Annotated in this window: 21 protein-coding genes; 7 read left to right on the top strand and 14 right to left on the bottom strand. The window is 70.0% G+C overall.

All coding sequences use genetic code 11. The features are described from left to right. Positions 1-152 precede the first annotated feature (152 nt). Positions 153-821 carry a ribonuclease HII gene (locus OIE13_RS31175; RefSeq protein ID WP_326646154.1) on the top strand — a complete coding sequence of 223 codons (669 nt, stop codon included), beginning with the start codon at positions 153-155 and terminating at the stop codon, positions 819-821. Positions 822-847: 26 nt separating this feature from the next. Continuing rightward, entirely contained in the window at positions 848-1,882 is a 1,035-nt protein-coding gene (locus OIE13_RS31180) for an LLM class flavin-dependent oxidoreductase (RefSeq protein WP_326646153.1), read from the top strand. A gap of 8 nt (positions 1,883-1,890) precedes the next feature. Here OIE13_RS31180 and OIE13_RS31185 read toward each other — a convergent pair whose 3' ends face one another. Next, entirely contained in the window at positions 1,891-2,277 is a 387-nt protein-coding gene (locus OIE13_RS31185) for an SCO5389 family protein (protein ID WP_326646152.1), read from the bottom strand. A gap of 63 nt (positions 2,278-2,340) precedes the next feature. Beyond that, positions 2,341-3,306, bottom strand: a complete 966-nt coding sequence (locus tag OIE13_RS31190) for an ATP-binding protein (protein WP_326646151.1) — start codon at positions 3,304-3,306, stop codon at positions 2,341-2,343. A gap of 383 nt (positions 3,307-3,689) precedes the next feature. Between OIE13_RS31190 and OIE13_RS31195 the strand changes: the two genes are divergently transcribed. Then, positions 3,690-5,345 (top strand): DUF7927 domain-containing protein, encoded by a 1,656-nt coding sequence (locus OIE13_RS31195; protein ID WP_326646150.1) that lies wholly within the window; start codon positions 3,690-3,692, stop codon positions 5,343-5,345. Between the two features lie 208 nt (positions 5,346-5,553). Here OIE13_RS31195 and OIE13_RS31200 read toward each other — a convergent pair whose 3' ends face one another. Next, entirely contained in the window at positions 5,554-6,114 is a 561-nt protein-coding gene (locus OIE13_RS31200) for a hypothetical protein (RefSeq protein WP_326646149.1), read from the bottom strand. Positions 6,115-6,234: 120 nt separating this feature from the next. Next, positions 6,235-7,614, bottom strand: a complete 1,380-nt coding sequence (locus OIE13_RS31205) for an LCP family protein (protein WP_326829093.1) — start codon at positions 7,612-7,614, stop codon at positions 6,235-6,237. A gap of 236 nt (positions 7,615-7,850) precedes the next feature. Here OIE13_RS31205 and OIE13_RS31210 point away from each other — a divergent pair, with 236 nt between their 5' ends. Further along, a complete protein-coding gene (locus OIE13_RS31210; protein ID WP_326829094.1) occupies positions 7,851-8,762 on the top strand; it encodes a hypothetical protein in 912 nt (303 codons plus the stop codon). On the opposite strand, the gene OIE13_RS31215 is transcribed toward OIE13_RS31210, so the two are convergent. From OIE13_RS31215 to OIE13_RS31235, 5 genes are read right to left on the bottom strand one after another with little or no spacing between them, the layout of a single operon-like run. Then, a complete protein-coding gene (locus OIE13_RS31215; RefSeq protein WP_326646146.1) occupies positions 8,717-9,697 on the bottom strand; it encodes an NAD-dependent epimerase/dehydratase family protein in 981 nt (326 codons plus the stop codon). The genes OIE13_RS31210 and OIE13_RS31215 overlap by 46 nt on opposite strands. Continuing rightward, the gene (locus OIE13_RS31220) at positions 9,690-11,210 is read right to left on the bottom strand and encodes a class I adenylate-forming enzyme family protein (RefSeq protein ID WP_326646145.1); all 1,521 of its coding nucleotides are present in this window, start codon (positions 11,208-11,210) and stop codon (positions 9,690-9,692) included. Before OIE13_RS31220 ends, OIE13_RS31215 begins: the two co-directional genes overlap by 8 nt. Then, positions 11,207-12,328 carry a cytochrome P450 gene (locus OIE13_RS31225; protein ID WP_326829095.1) on the bottom strand — a complete coding sequence of 374 codons (1,122 nt, stop codon included), beginning with the start codon at positions 12,326-12,328 and terminating at the stop codon, positions 11,207-11,209. The genes OIE13_RS31220 and OIE13_RS31225 overlap by 4 nt, the downstream gene beginning before the upstream one ends. After that, on the bottom strand, positions 12,325-13,059 hold the full coding sequence (locus OIE13_RS31230; RefSeq protein ID WP_326646143.1) for a glycosyltransferase: 735 nt from the start codon (positions 13,057-13,059) through the stop codon (positions 12,325-12,327). The genes OIE13_RS31225 and OIE13_RS31230 overlap by 4 nt, the downstream gene beginning before the upstream one ends. Further along, positions 13,056-14,015: a 3-oxoacyl-ACP synthase III family protein gene (locus tag OIE13_RS31235; RefSeq protein WP_326646142.1), complete on the bottom strand. Its 960-nt coding sequence runs from the start codon at positions 14,013-14,015 to the stop codon at positions 13,056-13,058. Before OIE13_RS31235 ends, OIE13_RS31230 begins: the two co-directional genes overlap by 4 nt. Positions 14,016-14,171: 156 nt before the next feature. Here OIE13_RS31235 and OIE13_RS31240 point away from each other — a divergent pair, with 156 nt between their 5' ends. The 3 genes from OIE13_RS31240 (at position 14,172) to OIE13_RS31250 (ending at position 17,730) form a co-directional block, all read left to right on the top strand. After that, positions 14,172-15,611, top strand: coding sequence for an MFS transporter (locus tag OIE13_RS31240; RefSeq protein WP_326646141.1), 1,440 nt, complete (start codon positions 14,172-14,174; stop codon positions 15,609-15,611). Positions 15,612-15,775: 164 nt separating this feature from the next. Beyond that, positions 15,776-16,156: an ArsR/SmtB family transcription factor gene (locus OIE13_RS31245; protein ID WP_326646140.1), complete on the top strand. Its 381-nt coding sequence runs from the start codon at positions 15,776-15,778 to the stop codon at positions 16,154-16,156. A gap of 173 nt (positions 16,157-16,329) precedes the next feature. Continuing rightward, complete coding sequence (locus OIE13_RS31250) at positions 16,330-17,730, top strand: ABC transporter substrate-binding protein (RefSeq protein WP_326829096.1); 1,401 nt, start codon at positions 16,330-16,332, stop codon at positions 17,728-17,730. 16 nt (positions 17,731-17,746) lie between these two features. On the opposite strand, the gene OIE13_RS31255 is transcribed toward OIE13_RS31250, so the two are convergent. The 5 genes from OIE13_RS31255 to OIE13_RS31275 all read right to left on the bottom strand — a co-directional run bounded on the left by OIE13_RS31255 (position 17,747) and on the right by OIE13_RS31275 (position 22,881). Continuing rightward, entirely contained in the window at positions 17,747-18,712 is a 966-nt protein-coding gene (locus tag OIE13_RS31255; protein ID WP_326646138.1) for a GlxA family transcriptional regulator, read from the bottom strand. A 256-nt stretch (positions 18,713-18,968) separates the two neighbouring features. Beyond that, positions 18,969-19,751, bottom strand: a complete 783-nt coding sequence (locus OIE13_RS31260; protein ID WP_326646137.1) for a glycoside hydrolase family 16 protein — start codon at positions 19,749-19,751, stop codon at positions 18,969-18,971. A gap of 2 nt (positions 19,752-19,753) precedes the next feature. Continuing rightward, positions 19,754-20,992: a hypothetical protein gene (locus OIE13_RS31265; RefSeq protein WP_326646136.1), complete on the bottom strand. Its 1,239-nt coding sequence runs from the start codon at positions 20,990-20,992 to the stop codon at positions 19,754-19,756. Positions 20,993-21,130: 138 nt separating this feature from the next. Continuing rightward, positions 21,131-21,889 carry a hypothetical protein gene (locus tag OIE13_RS31270; protein ID WP_326646135.1) on the bottom strand — a complete coding sequence of 253 codons (759 nt, stop codon included), beginning with the start codon at positions 21,887-21,889 and terminating at the stop codon, positions 21,131-21,133. Further along, complete coding sequence (locus tag OIE13_RS31275; protein ID WP_326646134.1) at positions 21,889-22,881, bottom strand: MinD/ParA family ATP-binding protein; 993 nt, start codon at positions 22,879-22,881, stop codon at positions 21,889-21,891. The genes OIE13_RS31270 and OIE13_RS31275 overlap by 1 nt, the downstream gene beginning before the upstream one ends. Positions 22,882-22,883: the final 2 nt, after the last annotated feature.

Consider the following 22,883-nt stretch of genomic DNA (forward strand, 5'->3'; position numbering starts at 1 on the left):
CCGGCCTCCGCTCACCCCGCCGCAGGGGTCGCGGTGAGTGGGGCGCGCATGTGCGGGCGGGACGGCCGCCAGGCTCCTCGCCGCCGACCTGGAGTCGGTCGAGCTCGTTCCTCGACAGCGCCTGGAGGGGCACGTCCCGGTAACGTCGGCGCATGCCTCCCTCCTACGCGCTCGAACGGTTGCTGAACGACGGTGGCTCCAAGCTGGTCGCCGGAGTGGACGAGGTCGGACGCGGAGCCTGGGCGGGCCCGGTGGCGGTCTGCGCCGTGGTCACCGATTTGTCGGAACCGCCCGCCGGACTCACCGATTCCAAACTGCTCACCCCCGCCCGCCGCGCCGCCATGGTCTCCGAGATCACCGCCTGGGCGGCCGGTATCGGGTACGGCGAGGCGTCCCACGAGGAGATCGACGCGCTCGGGATGACCGAGGCCCTGCGCAGGGCGGCCAGGAGGGCGCTGGCCGGGCTTCCCGTCCGCCCCGATGTGGTCGTTCTGGACGGCAAGCACGACTATCTGGGCGCGCCCTGGCCGGTCCGATGCGAGGTCAAGGGCGACCTGTCCTGTGTCTCCGTGGCCGCGGCCTCCGTGATCGCCAAGGTCCGCAGGGACACCTACATGGCCTCGCTGGGTTTCCCCGAGTACGGGTTCGCCGACAACGCGGGTTACCCCTCCCCTGCCCACCAGGCGGCCCTGGCCGAGCTCGGCCCGACGGAGCACCACCGGCTGTCCTGGTCGTACCTGGACGACCTGCCCCGCTGGCGCCATCTCAAGAGGCACCGCAACCCGCTGGCCGGTGAGGGCCAGCTCGACCTCTTCGGATAGCGGCGGGCATCGGACATCATCGGAGAGTGCGAATCGGAGTCTTCCTGGTCGCGGCGGGATTTCCCGGCCGGCAGCCGGGAGAGGTGCTGCGCGACACCGTGGACGCGGTCGTGGCCGCGGAGGAGGCGGGGTTCGACGACGCCTGGATCGCCGAGCACCACTTCATGTCGTACGGCGTGTGCCCGTCGGCGGCGACGCTGGCCGGTGTGGCGCTGGGGCGCACCACCAGGATCGGGGTCGGTACGGCGGTGAGCGTCCTGTCCACCCGGCATCCGGTGGATCTGGCCGAGCAGGCGGCGATCCTCGACCAGGTCTCCGGGGGTCGGTTCGCCCTCGGGGTGGGCAGAGGCGGGCCGTGGGTGGACCTGGAGGTGTTCGGCACGGGCCTGGCGAGGTTCGAGCGCGGCTTCCGCGAGTCGCTCGACCTGCTGTGCGAGGCGCTCTCGCGCGACACGCTCTCCGCGGGCGGGGAGTTCTTCAACTTCAGACAGGTGCCGATGGTGCCGGCGGCCCGGCTCAGGCCGGTCGTCGCGTGCACCTCGCCCGCGACCGTGCTGATCGCCGCCGAACGCGGGTTGCCGATGCTGCTGGGCATGCATGTCGGGGATCGGGAGAAGGCGGCCATGCTCCGTGACTACGGCGCGCTGGCCGCCGGCCCGCTGTCACCGCCCGGTCATGTCGCGGCGGCCGCGGGCTATGTGGCCGACACGACGGAGCAGGCCGTGCGGGAGATGCGGGAGGCCATGCCGCGCTGGCTGGAGCCGGGTCTCGCGGGATACGTACCGGTGGACGGCCGGGCGCGGCCGGTGCGCGACATCGGGGAATACGTGGACTTCCTCTGCGGGACGCATCCGGTCGGCTCGCCCGACCTCTGTGTGGCGAGGATCGAGCGGACCGCCGAGGTCACCGGCCTGCGACACCTGATCCTCATGGTGGAGGGTGCGGGCGATCGCGCCCGCACCCTTGAGAACATCAGGCGGCTGGGGGCCGAGGTGCTGCCCAGGCTCTCCGGCCGTGCCCGCCGGGGACGGCGGGCACGGGGAGATACGGCCCCGGGGTGAGGCCGCCGTCAGCAGTCGACGAGCTCGGGCGTCTGGTTGAGGATCTGCGACCTGGCGGTGACGAACTCCGCGTGGGCCCCGGTGGCGGCCGGGTCGAAGACCGCGACCCGGTGGCAGTTCTGGAAGGCCAGCCTCACCCCGAAGTGACGCTCCAGGGCGCCACGCATGGCGTCGCTGGCGAGGGCGCGCAGGAGCTGGCCACGGGCGGCCTCGTCCGGCGGAGGCACGGTGTTGTCGGCGAATTCGGCACCGGTGTGTTCACGCTGCCTGACCAGGTCGCTGATCAGCGACCAGGCGTAGGGCAGGGAGTCTCTGACACAGGTGACAAAAGCCGCGTCGTCCACCTCGCCGACCCTGGCCAGGTCGAGAAGATCGTTCGAAACGGTCAGCGACATGCTGTGTTCTCCTCTCAGAAGGGGATCAATCAGACACTAGGTCGGGCATGATGGTCGCTCCATCTAGCGGGAGAGCGACACTCGTGTGGGCCCGAAGACGAAGTCGGGGTCGATCTGAGCCGCCAGATCCTCACCCGTGGCCCTGTTGGCCCAGGCCTCGGCATTGCGGAGGTGGAACCGCACGGCCTGACGGCCGAAGCGGTCCCAGTCCTTCTCCTGGGCGTCGAGATGGTCGAGGAGCGTGCCCAGAGCCCGGAAGTTGGCCGGTTCGAGATCGGAGAGGGTGAAGGGGCGGCCCTGCTCCATCGCGCGGATCGCCGCGGAGTGTTCCAGGCAGACCAGCAGGTCGTCGCCGACCTGCTCGCGAAGGAACGACACGTCCCCGGGGCCGTGGACCTTGTTGCCCACCACCGCGACCGGCACGCCGTAGTCGGCGGCGTAGTCACGGTACTGCCGATAGACGCTCACGCCCTGGCGGGTCGGCTCGGCCACCAGGAAGGTCATGTCGAAGCGGGTGAACAGCCCCGAGGCGAATGAGTCGGCCCCGGCCGTCATGTCGACCACGACGTACTCACCCGCGCCGTCGAGCAGATGGTTGAGATACAGCTCCACGGCACCGACCTTGGAGTGGTAGCACGCCACCCCCAGGTCATCCTCGTCGAACGGCCCGGTGACCATCAGCAGGGGTCCCTCGGGTGCGGCGGTGGTGAATCCGGTGTGGATCGGATCGTCTCGCTCGTCGAGGCGGAGCAGTCGCGAGCCTCGTCCCGGCGGGGTGGTCTTGACCATCGCCGCGGCCGAGGAGATGCGGGGGTTCTCGCCCCGCAGGTATTCCTTGATCTCGGTCAGGTGCGAGCCCATCGGTCTCGGCAGCGCGCCGTCGGCCACCCCCAGCGCCATGCCCAGGTGCTGGTTGATGTCGGCGTCGACGGCCACGACGGGCCCGCCCCGGCTCGCTGTGTATCTCGAGAACAGCGCCGACAGAGTCGTCTTGCCACTGCCGCCCTTACCGACGAATGCCACCCTCACGACGACGATCCAATCTGATTATGAAAATCATTGCAACCTCTGTGGAGGCACCATCATGCCACGGGGAGCGAGGGCACGTGACGTGTATCACCGAGCGAGGTGAGGGGCGCCCCGCGCTGCGAAAACGGATGGAAGTGATCTCTCATGACAAGTGCGGATGTGGGGTGTGAGGGAAAACGTCTGCCATGTCATGACCGGTGCTGAAGATCCGCCGTTACCGCTTCGCTCCCCCATGTACGGACTCGGCGCCGGCCTTGGGGGCCGGCGGGGCAGATGTTTGCCATTGGCTCCGGTGAGATCCCGCCCGCCCGGGTATCCCACCCCGAGTCGGTTGATCTTGAGCCCCCCGGCGGGATCGTGGACAAGGGGTCAAAGGGGCTTTGGTGGTACGTACGGATACCTGGTCACGTCGCGTTTTCGAGCGGCGAGCCGACGGGTTCGCCGCGTGGGGGATCGCGCTCGCGATGCTCGCGACGCCGTTGGTCGCCTCCGCTCCACCACAGACCGGGGCGGAGACACCACCGTCCCGCCCGGCCACCGTGACATCCCCACAGCGCCCGGAGGCCGGGTCCGTTCCGGTGAAGTCGGTGAAGTCGGGGGGTGGGGGTGCCAAGACGGCTTCGTCCGTTCTCGCCGAGTCCGGGGGGAGGGCTCCGTCCGTCCCGGTGGAGGTGGAGAGGGCGGAGGAGGTGGTGGAGCCGGGGGTTGAGATCACCAAGACGGCCTCGGCCGTTCTCGCCAAGCCCGGACAGAAGGTCACCTACATCGTCGAACTGCGCAACACCGGTGATGACCACCATCCGGACTTCACCTTCACCGACGATCTGTCCGGCGTGCTCGACGACGCGGACTTCGACCACGACGAGTCGGCCACGTCGGGCACCGTCTCCTTCGCCGCGTCCAGGGTGACCTGGTCGGGTGACGTGGCCGCCGGTCAGACGGTGACGGTCACCTACGGGGTCACGGTGAACGACCCTCCGGCGGGGGATCTACGGCTCTCCGGCGAACTGGCCGGCGGCGAGGGCTCCAACTGCGAGGCCGGTTCCACCGATCCCGCCTGCGGCAACCTGGACGCGCCCGGCCTGCCGCTGCTGTACGTCCTGATGACCGCGGACCGGGAGACGGTCGACCCCGGCGAGGTGGTCACCTACACGGTCACCGTGAGCAATGTCGGTACCGCCGCCTATCCGGGTGCCGCGCTCACCGGGGAACTCTCCCGGGTGCTCGACGACGCGACCTACAACGGCGACGCGCGGGCCACGGACGGAACCGTCTCGTACGGCGCGTCGAACCTGGCCTGGACCGGCGAGATCCCGGCCGGCGAGACGGTCACGATCACCTACAGCGTGACCGTGGACACCCCCGACACCGGGGACCGGGTGCTGGACAGCGCCGTACAGGCTCGCGGAGGCGGGACGAACTGCCCTGGCCCGGCGCCGGGACCGGCCAGGTTCGGCGCGCCCGCCCCGGGGACGGGTCTCGGCTGTGCGCAGCGGGTCGCCGTGGAGGGCGTGACGATCACCAGGACGCTCGTGCCAGAGGAGCCCGAGGCGGGTGACATCGTGACCTACACGATCACGATCACCAACCCGCGGCGGACCTCGTACGCCGGAGCCCGTCTCACGGACGATCTGTCGGGGGTGCTCGACGACGCGGTGCTCAACGATGTCGCGGCCTCCTCGGGTACCGTCACCTACGCCGGGCCGGTGCTCGACTGGCGGGGGGACATCCCGGCGGAGTCCGCCGTGGCGATCACCTACCGTGTCACGGTGGGCGACCCTCCCCCGGGCGACTCCATCCCGCCGCCCGTCCGGGTGTCGGAGCCTGTCCGGGTGTCGGAGCCATCTCCCGAGCCGTCGTACGGGCCGGGCTGGGAGCGGCCCTTCCCGATTCCATGTCCCGTCGGCGGGCACTGCGCGGGACCGGCCCGTCCCACGCTGCCGTTCACGGGCCTGCCGCTCGGGCCGGTCCTGGCGGGCTTTCTGCTCCTCGGCCTCGGCCTGGCTCCGCGGCTGCGTCGCCGACGCGGAACGCGCTAGTGCGACGTTCCGCGCCGGAAGTACAGATCCACCTCGGTCCTGGCATCAGGAAGGCAGGCCCGACGATCTAGGTTTCCCCGCAGCGCGTTCGCGACCTCCGCTGAGGACTCGAAGATCCTGGAACGGAGTAGAGATCCGGCCCCCCGACCGGATCGGGGAACGCGCCCACACCGTCATTGGGAACGGAGCGCCAGGGACCTTCCACGGGTCAGGCCGGCTGGGCCCGGCGGCGACGGCGGTGGAGCAGGAACGCGGTGGTGGCCAGCCCGGCGGCGGCGGCGGAGGCCAGTGAGATCGGCAGGACCCAGTCGGTCGTCTCCGGCAAGGCCACGGTGTTGACGTCCGTGGCGCAGACCAGCACGGGTCCGGCCGCGCTCCTGCGGGCGCAGGCAGTCGTCGCCAGGTCCCGCACCTGTGCCCCTGCGACCGCGCCGACCCGGGCGCTCAGGTGGACGACGGTGTCCTTCCTGGGCAGGACGTTCACGGTCCACGCCACCTTGCCCTGCTCCACGTGACCTCCGGCGTCGGCCTTCACCAAGGTCATCGACGGCGGCAGGGACTGCACCAGGAGGATGCGCCTCAGCCGGGTGGTTCCCTGGTTACTGATACGGAGTGTGTAGGTGCTCTCCGCGCCGGGAGCGGTCTCCCTCGTCCCGTCGTCGAGGGAGATGGAGAGTGAGGGGACCGGATCGCCCCAGGCCGGCGGCCATCCGAGAGCGGGTACGGCGATCGCGGTGAGTAGGCCCACGCTGGCCAGGTGGCGTTTCATCCTCTTACCTCCATGGTGACTCTAAGTAATCACTCCATGACAGCATTCCGGCCCACGTGGGCGCTCTCAACGCGCCGGGTGTGTCGGCTCATCGGCTGCTGCCCGCTGATCCGCGGTCCGTCAGTCGCAGGCGGAGTCGAGGACGACGGCGCTCGACCCCGTGCTCCTTCCACGGTTCCCTGTCGGTACGGCGGGCACGGCGGAGTCGGACCCGGCGGGCGGGGTCGCCAGGGTGGTGGTGACCTCACGCCTGATCAGGTGGTAGTCGGGCGCACCCGAGTAGATCAGCGGGGGCACGAACTGGAGGCTCCTGATCCTGGAGTTCTTCACCTTCTCCGAAAGCTCGACCAGGTCGGGCAGTAGTTGCCGGGGTATGTCGGTGGAGATCGCGTCGACGGCGGCGGTGGCCAGCTTCTCGAAGCTCTTGAACACCGTCACGGGGTCGGCCTGCTTGGCGACGGCGTTCAGCAGGCATTTCTGGCGGCCCATCCGTACGTAGTCGTCGCTGAAGGTGCGGGACCTGCCGTACCAGAGCGCCTCCTCGCCCGAGAGTTTCCGTCTGCCCGCCTCGATTAGGCCCTCGTTCTGCCTGCCGTACACGATGGGGTCCTTGATGCGGACCCGCACGCCGCCCATCGCATCGACGATCTCCACAAACCCCCTCATGTCAACCATCGCGTAATAGGAGATGTCGAGCCCGAGGATGCCGCCGATCGTCTTTTTCAGCAGCGAAGGGCCACGGTGCCTCTTGCCCAGTTTTGGAGCCATTTCTGGGTAGTCTTCGGCGTACTGGTAGATCTCGTTGAGCATGCCCGGTGTGTAGGGCGGCTCGCCCTCGAAGCCGTAGGGGAAGCGGTCGCGGGCCGGGCCCGGCGGCATCGGGACTTTCTCCAGGTTCCTCGGCAGGCCGAACAGCACGGTTTCGCCGGTCCGGGTGTCGACACTGGCCACGGTCATGCTGTCGGTGCGCACCCCGACCCGGTTGGCCGCCGCGTCCGCGCCGATGAGCAGGATGTTGATCCGATCCATGCCCCTCCACGGGTCCGTCGGCATCGGCGTGACGCTTTCCGCGAACACCGAGGTCACCACGGTCTGAGAGATGTAGGCCAGCCGGGCCACGTAGATCATCGGAGTGGTCACCAGTACGCACAGCAGACCGACGATGACGGCCGAGAGGTACTGGGTCGCGGGCGATGACGACTCCGGTCTGACCAGCAGGTAGGAGTGTATGACCACGGCCACCGCCACGGCGGCCAGCAACATCGCGGTGAGTGCGAAGGTCCAGAGCCAGACGGGTTGTACGGCGAGGGCGAGCAGGGCGGGCCCGGCGGTCAACACGGCGATCGCGGCGGCTCCGGCAAGGATCAGCTCGATGCTCATCAGGAAGGCGCCCGTCAGGCGGCGGCCCACCCAGACGTGGGCCAGGCCCCAGAGAACGGCCGAGCCCAGTGTCAGTGCCAGGCTCGATCCGACGCCTGTCCGCCCCGCGTTATCGGCCATAGCCTCACATCTCCTGTTCGTCACCCCAATACGTCGCAGGTTAGTAACGGTTTCCAGTTGAATGGGCTATGTGGTTGTTCGACGCGCTGAGGGCGGTCGGTCAAGGTTTGTAAACCAGATCACGCCATTGGGATGACGCTGACCTCCAAGTTATCGTCAAAAAGGACACGTAATCGATTTTGGCTGGCAAACGCGGGGATTTCCAGGTAAAGCGGTTAGGAGGTCCCGTGCGTAAAATGATCAGCTCGATTTTGATCACGCTCGGCTGCCTTCTCGCGCCCCTTGCCCTCGTCGCGTTCTGGGCGGCGAACGAGGTGGCCGACTCCGGTGGCTACATCCGGAACATGGCGCCGCTGGCCCGTCATCCGCACGTACGGGATGCCGTCACCGGTCGTGTCGCCGACGAGATCACCTTGAGGTTGCGAGGGCTGGGGGTCACGGCGGAGGAGGGGTTTGTCCACAATGTGGTGGGGGATCGGGTCGACGGTGACTTCGTCGCGGCCTGGGTGGAGATCAACCGGGTGGCGCACCGCCGGTTCGTCATGGTCCTGGTCGGCGGGGAGAGCGCGGATTCCGGCATGCCGGGCGGAGGTGTCGGCTACGACCTCGCCCCGATGTACGAGCTGGTCAGGTGGAAGCTGTGGAGCAACGGTATGGAAGCGGCCTCCCGCCTGCCCAGCACACGTCCCGCCGTTTTGGTGCTCCCCGCCTCCGCCGTGGTCGGAATCGACCACATCCACGAGAGGCTCGTCTCACTGAGATGGGTCCTGGCGGGTATGTCACCGGCCCTGATCGCCGCCGGGGTCTTCCTGGCCCGCGACCGATGCGCCGCGCTGATCGGCACCGGTATCGGCGTGGCGGCGGGCATGTTCACGCTGGCGATCGCCGTGTTCGCCCTCCGTAACGTCTATCTGCCGAACTCCACCACCGGCGGCCTGTCGACGCCCGCCACGCTCGCGATATTCGACGCGCTGACCGCCTCCCTGAGGAACGGTCTGCGCGTGCTCTTCGCCCTGGGCCTGCTCTTGGCGGGGATGGTCTTCGTCATCAGGAACGGGCTCGTCCGTTACCGGAGTGTCGCCGCGGTCTTCGAATTCCGCTCTCACCAGCCGGAGGAGCCGACGAACGATGTCACCGACGGCCGGTAGCCGAGGTGGGTGCGCGCCGCGGTGATGTCGAGGGTCCGCTCGACGGCCAGGTGGCCTGCGGCGTAGCGCGTCAACCGGGGCGGGTGCGGGCGCCGGAGCAGCCGGAAGGCGGCCTCGGCGGCGGCCGCGACGGGGTCGACCAGCTTCAGCGGCAGATAGTACGGTTCGGCGTCGATGCCGCGCTCTGAGAGGATCGTGCGCAGGGCGTCGTCGAGCACGACGGGTTCGGCGTCGGTCACGTTGAAGACGCCGTGGTCGACAGGCCCCGAGGCGGCGAGCAGGCAGGCCAGGACCAGGTTGTCCACCGAGGTCAGGCTGATTCGCTGGCGTCCGTCGCCCACCGCGAGAAGCCTGCCGCGCCTGACCGCGCCGAGGACTCGGGGAAGCAGCGTGGTGTCCCCCCTGCCGTAGACCGCGTGCGGCCGCAGGATGACCGCCCGCTCCAGACATCTCTCCGCGGCGGCCTTCGAGGCGCCGTAGGCGCCTGCGTACCGTCTGACCGGGGCGGCGTCCTCGGTGGCCATCACGGTCGGCAGGAACGGGTCGTAGACGCTCGCCGTGCTGACGTGCACGAACCTGGCGCCTGGGAAGGCCGCGGACGCGTTGCGGGTGCCGTCGACATTGGCCGCCCAGATGTCGCGCGCCGGCCCCCAGTCCGTGACGCTCCCGGCACAGTGGATCACCGCGTCCACCTCCCGCGGCTCCGGCCGCTCGCCGAGGAGATCCCACGGCGTGTACGGCGCGTGGCCGACGTGCCCACCGTCCACTCCGGGCCGCCTGCCGAAGGCGAACACCGTCCAGCCCTCCGCCACGGCCGCCCGGCAGACCGCGCCTCCCACGAACCCCGAGGCCCCCGTCACCGCGACCCGCAACGTCCTGCCGCCCGGCCTGGAGGCGGTGCCGGCCCGATGCGGGCGGTTTCGATGCTCAGTCACGGCGGGCGACGTCACACCGGGCGACCAGATCCCGCAGGGCGGCCCGATCGAGCTTGTCGGCCCGGCCGGAACGTGGGAAGGCGTCGAGCGACTCGATCCGGTCGGGCAGTGCCGCCGAGTCCACTATCCCGGGTAGTGCCCCGCGCAGCAGGCTCTCGTTGTAGCCGTCGGTGGGGACGACGGCCAGCACGACCTCCTCGTCCCCGGTATCGGGGTCGGCGAGTCCGACGATCGCGGCCTCGGCCACCCCGGGCAGCGCCGCGATGCCGGACTCGTACAGGCCCGGATAGATGTTGACCCCGTCGCGGAGGATCATGTCCTTCTTGCGGCCGAGCAGTACCAGCCGACCGGCATCGAGCCGGACCAGGTCGCCGGTGGCGATCTCGCGCAACGGTTCCTCGCCGAGGTAGCGCTGCGCGAGGTGGGGCCCCGAGACGAACAGTTCACCGTCCTCGGCGATCCGGACGCCGACGCCGGGCAGGGGTGCCCCGAGCAGGTCCCCCTCGGCCTGGGCCAGCTTCTGCCGCGCCGACGCGATGGCGATGGGGAGCGCCTCGGTCATCGCGTAGACGGACAGCACCTCGGGGCCGGCCTCGATCGCGCGCCGGAGCACGCCGGGCGGGGCAGGGGCGGCGCCGAGCAGGAGGTAGCGGAGGGTTCCGGGAAGTCTGGGGGTCTCGCGCAGCAGCCTGTCCAGGTGCACCGGCACGGCGAAGGTGTGAGTGGCCCGCCTGGCGGCCAGTTCGGCGGCGAGGTCCCCACCTCCGGGCAGTGACCAGGTCGCCCCGGCCAGCAGGGCGGGGAGGCCGAGCATCAGCTGGTCGGTGTGCACGATGTCGCCGGAACCCAGTGGGAAAACGCTCCTGAACATCTCCAGCCCGGTCGCGAGCGATCTTCGGGTGTGCACCACCCCTCGCGGGCGCGCCGTGGTCCCCGAGGTGAAGATCACCGCCGCCGGTTGGTCCGGGTCGGATTCGTGCGCCCACTGCCCGGTGGGGGTGAGCGGCGATCGGAGGATCCGGGACAGCCGCAGTGCCCCTCGGGGAACCCCCGGCAGCCACGGGCCGGTGTACAGGTGGCGGACGGGCCGGCCGGGAAGCGGGTCGGCGAGGTTCGGCAGGAGCAGGCCGCGGCGGCGGGCCAGGCTCCTGAGCGGACCGCTCAGCATGTAGAGCGGGGACTCGCTGACCACCCACGCGGGCCGGGTCGCGGCCATCCGGGCCGCGAGCACGTCGGGTGCCAGTCCGGGGTCCGCGAGGACGAGCGTCCCGCCCGCCGCGACCGCCCCCAGCGCCAGCGTCACCGCGTCCACCCCGGGCCGCACCGCGAACAGCACCCCGTCCCCGGGCCGCATCCCTTTCCCCTGCGGCGGCCCGCCCATCGCGTCGCGGACCACCGATACCCGACGGCCCAGTTCGCCGTAGGTGATCTCGCGGCCCCGGCCGTCGACGATGGCGGTCCGTCCCGGCTCACGCCCGGCGGCCGTCATGATCCCGCTGATGATGTCGTTCACGTGGCACTGATCCACAGGTGCTCGTAGGTGGGAATGAGGACCCCTCTGGCCGCGCGCCGTCGTAGGACGCGCACCCGGTGGGAGAGCAGGACGGAGGCCACCGCCCGGATCTGGGCCAGGGCCAGCGGGTAGCCGATGCAGAAGTGCGGGCCCGCGCCGAACCAGAGCCTGCGCAACTCGGGCGGATGTGGGCGGGAGGGGTCGAAGGGGCCGTACGCCCTGGCGCAGTTGTGGGTGACGATCAGTATCCTGTCGCCGGGGCGCACCGTGGCCTTGCCGACGCGCGCGGCGGTGGACACCGAGCGGAGCATCAGCGGGGTCGGCGTGGTGACCCGCATGGCCTCCTCGATGACCCGGTCCAGATCGTCCACCGGGGTCCGGTGGTCGTGCAGGAGGGCGAAGAGCCGGGGGACGAACGTGGCGACCGTCTCGGTACCGGTCAGGAAGAACGCCCCGGCCGCCCCCCTGGCCTCGGCGGGCGAGAGCCCCTGCGCCCGCATCCGGCCCATCAGCGTGGACTCGTCGGCGGCCTCGTAGGCGGCCTGCGCGATGTCCCCGATCCGGTCCAGCACCTGCCGGGCAACCGCTACCTGCCGGTCCGACAGCCGCCGCGAGCGGAGCGAGACCATCGAGACGACCTGCTCCCCGTCCGCGAACAGTTCCCTGGCACGAGCCTCGGAGACCTCGCCCAGCCCGATCACCCGGCAGATCACCGCTCCGGCCATCAGCCGCATGACGTCCACCAGGTCCACCGTCTCGCCGCGTTCCAGACGTGCCGAGAGGTCGGCGAGCGGCCCGTGGAGCACGTTGTCCACCAGTGCCGAGACGTACCCGGGGGTGAACAGCGGCATCAGCTTCCTGCGCAGCGCGAGGTGTCCCGCTCCCTCCATGTTGAGCAGCACGGAGGGGCCGAGCACGGGCGTCCACAGGTCGCCGGGCGATCCGGGACCGTCCTTGCGGAACCGCTCGTCCATCAGCACGGCTCGCGCGACGGTGGCGTCGTTGACCACGACGCCCAGTCCGGGGACGCGTACCACGGGCCCGAGTCTGGCCAGCGACCGCAGGAGCGGGTAGGCGAAGGGATGCGCGGCCAGGTGGAGCCGCGTCTCGTGGTTCACCGGACGTCGATCACTTCTGGGCGGTAGTGGTGGTCGGCGTACCAGGCGAGGGTGCCCGCGAGGCCGTATGCCCTGAGCCTGCGCACGGAGCCGAAGACCACCACGTCGCGGCGCGAGCCGTACGCGGTGGTGAGCGTGCGCACCCGGTTGACCAGGGCGCGGTCCTCGTGGACCTCCTCGATCGCGGTCCTGGGGAAGCCGCCCGCGCGGTCGTAGAGGTCCGCGGTGATGGCCAGTGTGGCGCCGGGCATCATCACGTACGGCCCCAGGTAGCGCGGATCCCTGTTGCCGGGCCGAAAGCGCCCGAAGGTGGCCGCCACCCCCACCACGAACGGGATGAGGTGCCGCTCCCAGAACTTCAGCCGGAACTCGTCGGTCCGGGGCCGTAACCGGCCGCCGACCATCTCCAGCCCGTCGTCGAAGGCCCGCCGGATGTTGCGCACCCAGTCGGGGCGGGGCAGGCAGTCGGCATCGGTCCTGGCGAGGTGGGTCGCCCCGTGCGCGATGGCGTGGCGCATGCCGGTGTCCGAGGCGGCGCCCGTGCCCTTCCGGGTCTCGACGATCACCTGGACGCCGTGGCGCCGGACGATCTCGGCGGTGTCGTCGGTGCTCGCGTTGTCCACCACGAGCAGCGTGAAGTCCCGGTCGTCCTGCTCGGCCAGCGCCCTCAGCGTCGCCTCGATGCCGGGTGCCTCGTTGTAGGCGGGGACGATCACCCAGAGGTCCGTCACATCTCCGCCAGGATCACACCGGTGCTGATCCCGCCGCCCAGCCCGAGCAGCGCCACCCGGTCGCCGGGCCGCCAGCCGCCCAGCGCGAGCTGGAGCGGCAGCGTGGTCGAGGCGCAGTTGCCGTGCTCGGGCAGGCTGACCACGAGCCTGTCCTCCGGGATGTCGAGCACCTGGGCGAGGAAGCGCAGGTAGGGCAGCGCCACCTGGTGGACCGCTACGATGGCGAAGTCGTCCCAGGTCAGGCCGGTGCGCTTGAGCGCGTTGAGGAAGATGTCCGGGCCGATCATCTCGAACGCCTCCTTCAATCTGCGCCCGTCGCCGCGGAAGTAGGAGTATTCAGGGTCGCGAGGATGTGCCGAACCGCCTCCCGGCAGGGTGCCGATCGCCCAGGCCGTGGAGTCGGCCGCGAAGTCGCGGTAGAAAATGCCGCGTTCCACATCGGCGGCGACCGTGATCGCGGCTCCGGTGTCCGACAGCGTGTAGCCCGCGAAGGAGTCGACGAACTGCGCGCGGTCCCTGACCTGCCAGCGGATCGCCCGTGAGGGGACCTCGCCTGAGCAGACCAGCACCTTGCGGTGCGCGCCGGACAGGATCAGTGCCTCGGCGATCTGGATCCCGTTGAGCATGCTGTTGCAGGCGTTCTTGACGTCGAACACCGGGCAGGAGAGCCCCAGCTTGGCCGCCACGATGTGCGCGGTGGCGGGCTCGACCATGTCCTGCGAGGCCGACGCGAAGACGAGCAGGTCGACGTCTGTGTGGTCGAGGCCACGTGCCGCCTCGGCGGCCAGATCCGACGCCTGCTGGTCATCGCGGGCCACATGGCGCCGTCGGATTCCCGTCAGCCGCTCGACGACGCCTCCGTAGGGCACGTAGCCCTCGATCCGCCGCTCCACATCCGCGCTGGACACGGTCTGTTCCGGCAGATACGTCGCGACGCCCGTGATCCGGGCTTTCATTGGTCTCCCTAAACAGGATTAAGTCTCCCTATGTCCCCATGCTCGCGCAATGTATCGAAAAGACGATGATTTGTCCTGATCGTGCAGGTGGAGGTCGGTGAGACGGCGCCTCTCACACCGACATAAGCCGGTCGTGCGGGGGTAACCGCTCCTGTCGTGAGCGATGTTCAGACGGGAACCGTGACGACGAAGGTCCCCGCGAGGTTGGACCGGCTGCCATGGTCGCGATGGCACTGGATGATCGTCGTCGGCCTCGGCACCGTCTGGATCCTCGACGGTCTCGAAGTGACGATCATCGGAAACCTCTCCGCTCAGCTGGCCAGGGAGGGCAGCGGCCTGGCGATCACCCAGGCCCAGGTCGTAGGGCAGGCCGCGGCCATCTACGTGGCGGGGGCGTGCCTCGGGGCGCTGTTCTTCGGCTGGCTCACCGACAGGTTCGGCCGGAAGAAGATGTTCATCATCACGATGGCCGTCTATCTGGGCGCCACCGCCGCCACGGCGTTCTCCTTCTCCGTCTGGTGGTTCTTCCTGTTCCGATTCCTGACCGGGTTCGGCATCGGCGGCGAGTACGCGGCCATCAACTCGGCCATCGACGAACTCATCCCGAGCCGCCACCGCGGCAGGATCGACATCATCATCAACGGCAGCTACTGGCTCGGCGCCGCCGGAGGCGCGCTGTTGACCGTGCCGCTGCTCGACAACCTGCCGCTGAACATCGGCTGGCGCGTCGCGTTCGGGATGGGGGTGCTGCTCGGCCTGGCCATCCTGCTGGTCCGCAGGCACGTGCCGGAGAGCCCCCGCTGGCTGTTCATCCACGGCCGTGACCGGGAGGCCGAGAGACTGGTCGACGAGGTGGAGGCGCGGATCGAGCGTGAGGAGGGCATCCCGCTCGACGAGCCCTCGCAGTCGATGACCATCCATCAGCGCAAGTCGATCGGCTTCGGCCGGATCGCGCACACCATGGTCGCCCGCTACCCCAAGCGCACGATCCTCGGCCTGGCGCTCTTCATCGGCCAGGCGTTCCTCTACAACGCCATCACCTTCGGGTACGCGCAGATCCTGTCGACCTTCTTCGGCATCGTCACCCACACCGGCTACTACTTCGCGGTCATCGCGGTCGGCAACTTCCTCGGCCCGCTCCTGCTCGGGCGGTTGTTCGACACGGTAGGCCGCATTCCCATGATCTCCGGCACCTACATCGGGTCCGGGGTGCTCCTGCTCGGCACGGCCTGGCTGTTCGACCAGGAGGTGCTGACCGCGGTCACGCTCACCGCCTGCTGGTGCGTCGTGCTCTTCTTCGCCTCCGCCGGGGCGAGCGCGGCCTATCTGACGGTCAGCGAGATCTTTCCGATGGAGACCCGGGCCATGGCGATCGCGTTCTTCTACGCGATCGGTACCTTCGCCGGTGGCGTGTCCGGACCGCTGATCTTCGCCAACCTCGTCAAAAGCGGCAGGCCCGGTGACACGGCGCTGGCCTTCTGCATCGGCGCGACCCTCATGATCATCGCAGGGCTGGTGGAGTTCTTCCTCGGGGTCAAGGCCGAGGGGAGGGGACTGGAGGACATCGCCCGGCCGCTGAGCGCCGAGCGGGGCTGAACATCCCGCAGAGCCGCTGAGCGCCGAGCGGGGCTGAACATCCCGCAGAGCCGCTGAGCGCCGAGCGGGGCTGAACATCCCGCCGGACTCACGGGATCCGCTGCCGTGCGGGTGGCTTGGTACGATAGTCATTATCATTTGAGCATCTGTTCAGGAGTTCGCCCATGGAAGTCGTCACCGGTCTGGACACGTGCGCGACCGTGGAGCCTGACGAGGCCAGGGTGGCGGCGACGCGGGATCGGCTTGTCACCCCGAGCGAGGCCGCCCGGCTCGCCGATCTGTTCAGGCTGCTGGGCGACCAGACTCGCGCGCAGTTGCTGTACGCACTGCTTGAGGCCGGTGAGCTGTGCGTCTGCGATCTCGCCGAGACGGTCGAGGTCAGCGACACCGCCGTGTCGCACGCCCTGAGGCTGCTGCGGACGGCGGGCATCGTGGCCGGCCGCCGGTCCGGCCGGATGATCTATTACCGTCTCGCCGACGCCCACGTCAGGATGCTCCTCGACCTCAGCCGCGAGCACCTCCGTCACGAGATCGTCGTGGGCTGAGGGCTGCCCGTCCGGTTGTCACCGGGGGTTTGACCAGCGGAGCTCATGGCAGCGTTGAGGTTCGCCGGGGGTTTGACCAGCGGAGCTCATGGCAGCGTTGAGGTTCGCCGCGGGTCTGACCGTCCGCAGCCGTGGTAGCGGAGCACATAAGATCTTTTTTCACGATCCATCCCGTGATCGGACTCGCCGGGCTGAACACCGTCACCCGCACCGTGATCCTGTTGGAGGTATGCATGCGTGGTACGGCTCGCGCGTTCGCCATGACCACCGCCCTCGCCCTGGGGCTGACCGCCTGCGGCGTCGACAGGGCGGTCGAGGGCCGGAAACCGGTAGAGCAGCCCGCTTCCGAGGTCACCGAGAAGCCGGCGGGACCCGTCACCCTGAAGTACTGGACCTTCTCCCCGCGCGAGGCCGCGCTGAAGCAGGCGCTCGCCGCGTTCGAGGAGGCGAATCCCGATATCAAGGTCGAGCTTCGCACCTTTGGCGAGGCCGACTACCGCGAGCGGCTGCCCAAGGCACTCGGCGGTGACGAGGCACTTGACATCGTCGGCATCCACATCCCGACCATGACCGGCGCGGTCAAGGACCGGCTCCGCCCGGTCGCGGACTGGAAGGACACGGTCTCCGACGAACTGCTCGGGAAACTCGACCCGGTCGCGGTCGAGCAGACGGAGAAGACCACCAAGGACGGCAGGCTCTACTCGGTCCCGATGGGGTCCAATGCCGGCGCGGTCATGTACTACGACGCGGCTCTCCTGTCCGAGCTCGGGGAGTCCTTCCCCAAGACGGTCGCCGACCTCGAATCCATCGTCATGCGGGTCAGGAAGGAGATCCCCGACCTCCAGCCGATCGTCTTCTCCGGCGAGCCGCGCCGGCAGGAGGAACTGCTGTTCACCATCGCCGGCCAGACCCACCCGACCCTCTCCGACGAGCTGCTGGCCGGCGGAAAGTCCTGGAAGAGCGCCGAGACGGTCTCGGCCCTGACCGCTTACGAGTCACTGTTCGACAGAGGCGTGCTGGCAAGGTCCACGCTGACCCTCAAGGGCGACCACCCGGCCGAACTCTTCCGATCCGGCAAGGCGCTGTTCCTGGTGGACGGCTCAGGCCAGAGCCCGATGCTGTCCACGTCCTACCGCGGGACCGGCAAGATCTCCGTCAAGAAGATCGGCGCCGGGTCCTTCCCAACCATCCTGCCGGGCGCCAAGCCGGCCGCCCGCAGCACGGCCGAGGTGGGCCTGGCCGTCCCCAAGGATTCCAAGCACGTGGTCGAGGCGACAACGCTGATCGAATTCCTGACCGTGGGAGACGGGGTCTCCAGCTGGGCCGGAGACCTGACGATGGCCCCCGCGGCTGCGGGCTTCACGGTGGAATCGTCGGCCTTCGCCACGCCGGAGGGTAAGGACGGCTACGCCGTGCTCCAGGAACTCATCCGGGGCGGTGGTTCCCTGAACGTCCCGGACCAGGCGTTCCTGGACCGCGCGCAGGGCGAGGTGATCCTCGACGTCGCCCATGGCAGGATCACCCCGGAGAAGGCGGCGGACCGCCTGCAGAAGGAGTGGTCACGCGGTCGGTGACGGCCCCCGCACCCGGTCAGGCGTCCACGGGCCGGAAGGTACGGCGGTAGGCCATCGGCGAGACGCCGACGGCAGTCTGCAGGTGCTGGCGGAGCGAGGCCGCGGTGCCGAACCCCGCCCGCAGGGCGACGCCCTCCACCGGCAGGTCACTGGTCTCCAGCAGCAGCCTGGCCAGCTCCACCCGCTGAGAGGTGAGCCACTGCCCCGGGCTGAGGCCCATCTCGTCACGGAAGCGCCGGGTGAAGGTGCGTCGGCTCATCCGGGCGTGGGCGGCCAGCTCGCTGAGGGGGAGCGGCTCGTGTAGCCGTTCCAGCGCCCAGACCCTGGTCGCCGCGGTCGTCGTGGCGGTCGGCGCGGGAAGCGGGCGCTCGATGAACTGGGCCTGGCCGCCGTCGCGCCACGGCGGCACGACGCACCGCCTGGCCACGCGGTTGGCCACCTCGGTGCCGTGGTCGCGCCGGACGATGTGCAGGCAGAGGTCGATCCCCGCGGCCACTCCGGCGGAGGTGAGCACATCCCCGTCGTCCACGAACAACACCTCCGGGTTGACCTTGACCTGGGGGAACAGCTTCTGGAAGCGCTCGGCGTCGCTCCAGTGGGTGGTCGCGGGGCGGCCGTCGAGCAGTCCGGCCGCCGCGAGCACGTAGGCGGCGGTGCAGATCGAGACCAGGCGGGTGCCAGGCCGGATGCGCGCGATCGCGTCGGCCACGGGCTGGGGGAGCCGTCCCTCGGCGGAGATCGGGCCGAGCGCGTGGGTGGCCGGGATCACCACGGTGTCCGCGCCGGCCAGAGCCTCGGCCCCGTGGTTCACCGCGATCGAGAAGTCGGCGTCGGTACGTACGGGGGCGCCGTCGACGGTGCAGGTGAGCACCTCGTAGAGCCGCTCGCCTTCGGGGCTCCTGGCAATGCCGAAGATTCGCGGCGGGATGCCCAGCTCGAAGGGGATCACACCGTCCATGGCGAACACGACGACCCTGTGCATGGCCTGATTCTCACATATGGCGGATGCGGGCCATCTCTGCCGGGGCCGCTGCAGGAGTCGCTCCCGTTGCCGGTGACCGCCGGCACGGCCTCGTTGGTGAGAAGGCCGGTTCATTGGCGCCGGGGACGACCTGTCCGGGGGCGATCTGTCTGGGAAAGATCTGTCTGGGGGCGATCTGTCTGGGAAAGATCTGTCTGGGAACGCGAGGAGGGTGCGGGACTCACGTCCCGCACCCTCCTGCCCTACCGGGGTGGGTTCAGCCCGCGGCGCCTGCCGCGGACGGGTAGATGCGGAGCCAGTCCACCTCCATCCACGCCTCTCCCGCGCTTCCCTGGCCGGGGAACCAGTCCAACTGCAGGCAGACCGACATCGAGCTACGGGTGGCGTTGCCGGAGCGGAACCACTCCTGCCCGTCGATGTAGCCGACGACGGCGCTGGGGGTGATCTCCACGGCGTAGGTGTGCCAGGTGGTCATGTCGACGTTGGCGTGGGCCTGCTCCTGCCCCTGGGGGGTGTGCAGGAAGAAGTTCGGACGCTGCCTGTCCGGGTCGTCGATGACCTCCAGGAAGTCCACCTCCTCGCCGGTGGAGCTCTGCACGTTGCCGCCGCCGTCCTTCGGCCACAGCAGGGCGACGGGGTGGTACGACCCGGCGCCCGGGTACAGGCGGATGCGGGTCTCCCAGCGCCCGTAGGCCTGGTCGTGACGGGCGGCCAGCCCGGCCGTGGTCCCGTCCTCGCGGCCGTACAGGTAGAGCGCCCCGTTGCCGAGGTAGAGCTGCTGCGGGGAACGGCGGCCGTTACCCGCGTGCCCGGCCGAGTCGTAGAACACCCAGTCGGACTCGTTGAGGTAGTCGTCGAACTCCGCACACCAGGACGGCGTGCCCCAGTTGAGGGCTTGCGCGGCGCTGGCCTCGCCGGTCGTGGCGGGGGCGCAGGGCGCCGCCGAGACCACCTCTCCCTGGGCAGCGCTGAGGGTGCTCACCGCCAGCGCGGCCACCATGCTGAGTACGGCCACCCGCACGTGGGATCTGGTGATCATGATTACTCCTCCCAGAATCTGGCGCAGAGTTTGGAGGGACTGAAGCTCCAGCAGCCGGTGCTCGTCGGGCTGGGAGCGGACGACGCGGTCGGTTTCGACAGCGGCTGGGCGGGTGGGGCGGGCGGCGCGAACACCCAGTGCGACGTGCTCGACGCCGCCGGTTTCCGGTTCGAGATCAGCAGCACGTCAGGAGACTCAGAGGTACGGCTCCGCCAGGGCGCGAGGCTCCAGCACGAGGCGAGCTCCAAAGGCCCGCAGAAATCCGAGGAAGAGCGCTTGAGCGGGGGCAGGGGTGCGACGGTCCGGTTCGAGGGCGCCGGGAACGGTGTCGTCACAGGGGGACGGGGGGGCTGGACCCGCTCGGTCAGGAGGGTGGGCTCGTAGGCGCCGGTCTGCGCGGGGGCGGGCTGTGGCGTGTGCGGCAGCCTGCTCGGCGGGCCGGTGGGCTTCGTGGTCTCCTTCGGCGGTGCCGGTTTCTGGGTCGGGTTCTGAGGCGCCGCCTTGGTGGGCTTGGGCTTGGGCTTGGGCACGGTGGTGGCGGGTGGTGTGGGGTTGGGAGCCGTCGGGGTCGGAGTTGGAGCGGGCGTCGTGGCCGTGTCGGAGGGAGCCGGTGTAGCGGCCGGAGGTGGCGGTGCCGTGGACCCCCCGGAAGGCGTGCTGGGCGACGGCGCCGGGGTCTCCGTGGGGCTCGCCGACGGCTTCGTGTCGCCGGGCGGAGCCGGGGTGGGCTGGGAGTCCTTTGGCGCTTGGGCGTTCTTGGGAGGCGCCTGGGGGGACTGCCGGGCCACCGGTGGTGTGGTGGTGGTCGCCGGTGGTGTGGTGGTGCGCCTGGTGGTGGTCGCCGGTGGTGTGGTGGTGCGCCTGGTGGTGGTCGCCGGTGGTTCCTCGGCCGGGGGCGTGCTCGCCGTTCCGCTGCTCCTGGGCTGTACGGGTTCCCGCGCCTCCGCGTCCCGACGGGGCGCCGTGGACTCCTCGGTGGGGACGGGGGAGGGCGCGGCGTTTCTCGTGCCCGTACGGTTGCGGGACACGGGTGCGGATTCCTGGGCCTCGGGGGCGGGCTCCGGGCTCTCCTCGGGGGCGGGCTCCGGGCTCTCCTCGGGGGTGCTTCGGGTCCTCGTCTCGGCGGGTGGGTTCTCCGCCTGGGTGGAAGGGGCTTCGGTCTCGGGTTCGGTCTCCTCGGGAGATGGTACGGAGGCGGGGGGAGCGGCGGCGAACTCCTGCGACGGAGAGGTGGCGCTCACGCCGGGATCCGCCACGGCGGCCCACGGCTGGGCGATGACCGCGCTTGTCGTCGCGGATACCGCGGCCAGCAGAAGGCCGGAGATTAAGGTGACACGCCGGGACGAGCTACGTGGGGGCATTGATCGTTCTTCCTGGATCTATTGGGTGGGCTCTGGGCCGGATATGGGCTTCCAGCCCGCGGCGGTGAATTCGGGGGTGCCCGGGAGGGCGACCGGTGGCACGGCGGTGGCCAGGGGGTCGGGGACGTTGACCCAGTCCCCCTGGTTCGCGCCGCGCATGCCGGGCTGCCAGACCATCAGCAGGCTCATGGCGTACGGGCTGGAATAGGTCGGATCGGTGTCCCCGACACCCTTGGTCGCGGTCACCTGGACCAGGACCGAGACATGCATCTGATCCTGGCCGCGGGGTCGCCACTGGATGCCGATCGTCCGCGTCCGCATGGCGGCGCCGTCGGGGAGTGCTCCGTCCTTGGGAAGGCCGAGGATCTCCCGCCATCCGGCGACGGCCTCGCGGGCACCGGCCCGCGCCGCCTCGTGCTGCTCGGGCGGTGCGTACAGTACCGCCGCCTGCTGGGCCTGCTCGGCGTCCAGGGTCCACGCCGCCTCCAACGCGGCGGCGGCGGCCGAGGCCGCGCCCAGTTCGGTGTGCGGAAACCCGACGGGGTAGCCCGCCGCGCCCTCGTAGCCGGAGGGCGGGGCGAGGAGGACGGTGTCCCCAACGGCCTTCGGTGCGGAGGCGTTCACGGTTTCGGGTTCGGATCGCAGGAGCTGCCATGCTCCGGCCGCCAGCAGGATCGTCCCCACGATCGAGACGACCACGATGAGCATCCGCCGCTGGGCGCTCGGCGGAGGACCCAGATCCCAGTTCAGCGCGGGATCGTCGGCGACAGGTCGCACTAGTGGCTCCGGTCGGGGTGCTGATTGAACGTCTGCCCGGCCGCCGCCGCCAGGCGGAGGTATGCGCCCCGGGTGGTGGGCCGCAGGCGGACCAGGTCCACCTCGGCGCCCTCCTTGAGGTGCGGGTCGTAGGGGATGCGGATCACCGCGCGGCAGCGGGAGGTGAAGTGGCGCTCCAGCAGGTCCAGGTCCACGTCGGACTTGGACTCCACGGCGTTCAGCACGACGATGGCGTTCTTGACCAGTTCGGCGTGGCCGTGGGCGGTCAGCCAGTCCAGCGTCGCGGCGGCGGAGCTCGCCCCGTCCACCGCGACCAGGCTGACCAGCACGATCTGGTCGGCCAGCTCCAGCGTCGCGCCCATGGCCCCGTGCAGCAGGCCGGTCCCGCAGTCGGTGATGCAGATCGAGTAGTAGCGCTCGATGAGACCGGCGACGGTGCGGTAGTCCTCGGCGTTGAAAGCCTCACTTACGGCCGGGTCGGTGTCGGAGGCGAGGACCTCCAGCCGGGCGGGTGACTGCGAGGTGAAGGCACGCGCGTCGGCGTAGCGCAGGATGTGAGGGGCCTCGGCCAGCATGGTGCGGATGGTCGCGGCCGTCTCGGATTTGACCTTGAGTCCGAGGGTCCCGCGGTCGGGGTTGGCGTCGATCGCGATCACCCGGTCGCCGCGCAGGGAGGCCAGGGTGTTGCCGAGGGCGACGGTCGTCGTGGTCTTGCCCACTCCGCCCTTGAGGCTCATGACCGCGATCCGGTGGTGCCCGCTCGCGACGGGGGTCTGTGCCTGCGCCATCAGCGTGCGCCGTTCCAGCTCCGCCGCCGACTCCGCGGGGATGATGCGCTTGCCGGAGAGTTGCCAGACGACGCGTCGCCACCCTCCGGCGGGCTCAGGGCGGCGGTTGGTGAGCAGGTGTTCCGCGGTGAGCGGGACCGTTTCAAGGAACTGTTCGGCCGGAGTTGGGGGCGATGTCTTGATGTGGGGGGAGATATCCGTCATTG

The sequence above is a fragment of the Streptosporangium sp. NBC_01810 genome (assembly GCF_035917355.1).
GTDB lineage: Bacteria > Actinomycetota > Actinomycetes > Streptosporangiales > Streptosporangiaceae > Streptosporangium.

Excerpts from the sequence above, each read along its gene's own strand:
- OIE13_RS31175 (WP_326646154.1), top strand. The coding sequence starts at position 153 with ATGCCTCCCTCCTACGCGCTCGAACGGTTGCTGAACGACGGTGGCTCC.
- OIE13_RS31185 (WP_326646152.1), bottom strand. The coding sequence starts at position 2,277 with ATGTCGCTGACCGTTTCGAACGATCTTCTCGACCTGGCCAGGGTCGGC.
- OIE13_RS31200 (WP_326646149.1), bottom strand. The coding sequence starts at position 6,114 with ATGAAACGCCACCTGGCCAGCGTGGGCCTACTCACCGCGATCGCCGTA.
- OIE13_RS31205 (WP_326829093.1), bottom strand. The coding sequence starts at position 7,614 with ATGGCCGATAACGCGGGGCGGACAGGCGTCGGATCGAGCCTGGCACTG.
- OIE13_RS31210 (WP_326829094.1), top strand. The coding sequence starts at position 7,851 with ATGATCAGCTCGATTTTGATCACGCTCGGCTGCCTTCTCGCGCCCCTT.
- OIE13_RS31235 (WP_326646142.1), bottom strand. The coding sequence starts at position 14,015 with ATGAAAGCCCGGATCACGGGCGTCGCGACGTATCTGCCGGAACAGACC.
- OIE13_RS31245 (WP_326646140.1), top strand. The coding sequence starts at position 15,776 with ATGGAAGTCGTCACCGGTCTGGACACGTGCGCGACCGTGGAGCCTGAC.
- OIE13_RS31255 (WP_326646138.1), bottom strand. The coding sequence starts at position 18,712 with ATGCACAGGGTCGTCGTGTTCGCCATGGACGGTGTGATCCCCTTCGAG.
- OIE13_RS31260 (WP_326646137.1), bottom strand. The coding sequence starts at position 19,751 with ATGATCACCAGATCCCACGTGCGGGTGGCCGTACTCAGCATGGTGGCC.
- OIE13_RS31275 (WP_326646134.1), bottom strand. The coding sequence starts at position 22,881 with ATGACGGATATCTCCCCCCACATCAAGACATCGCCCCCAACTCCGGCC.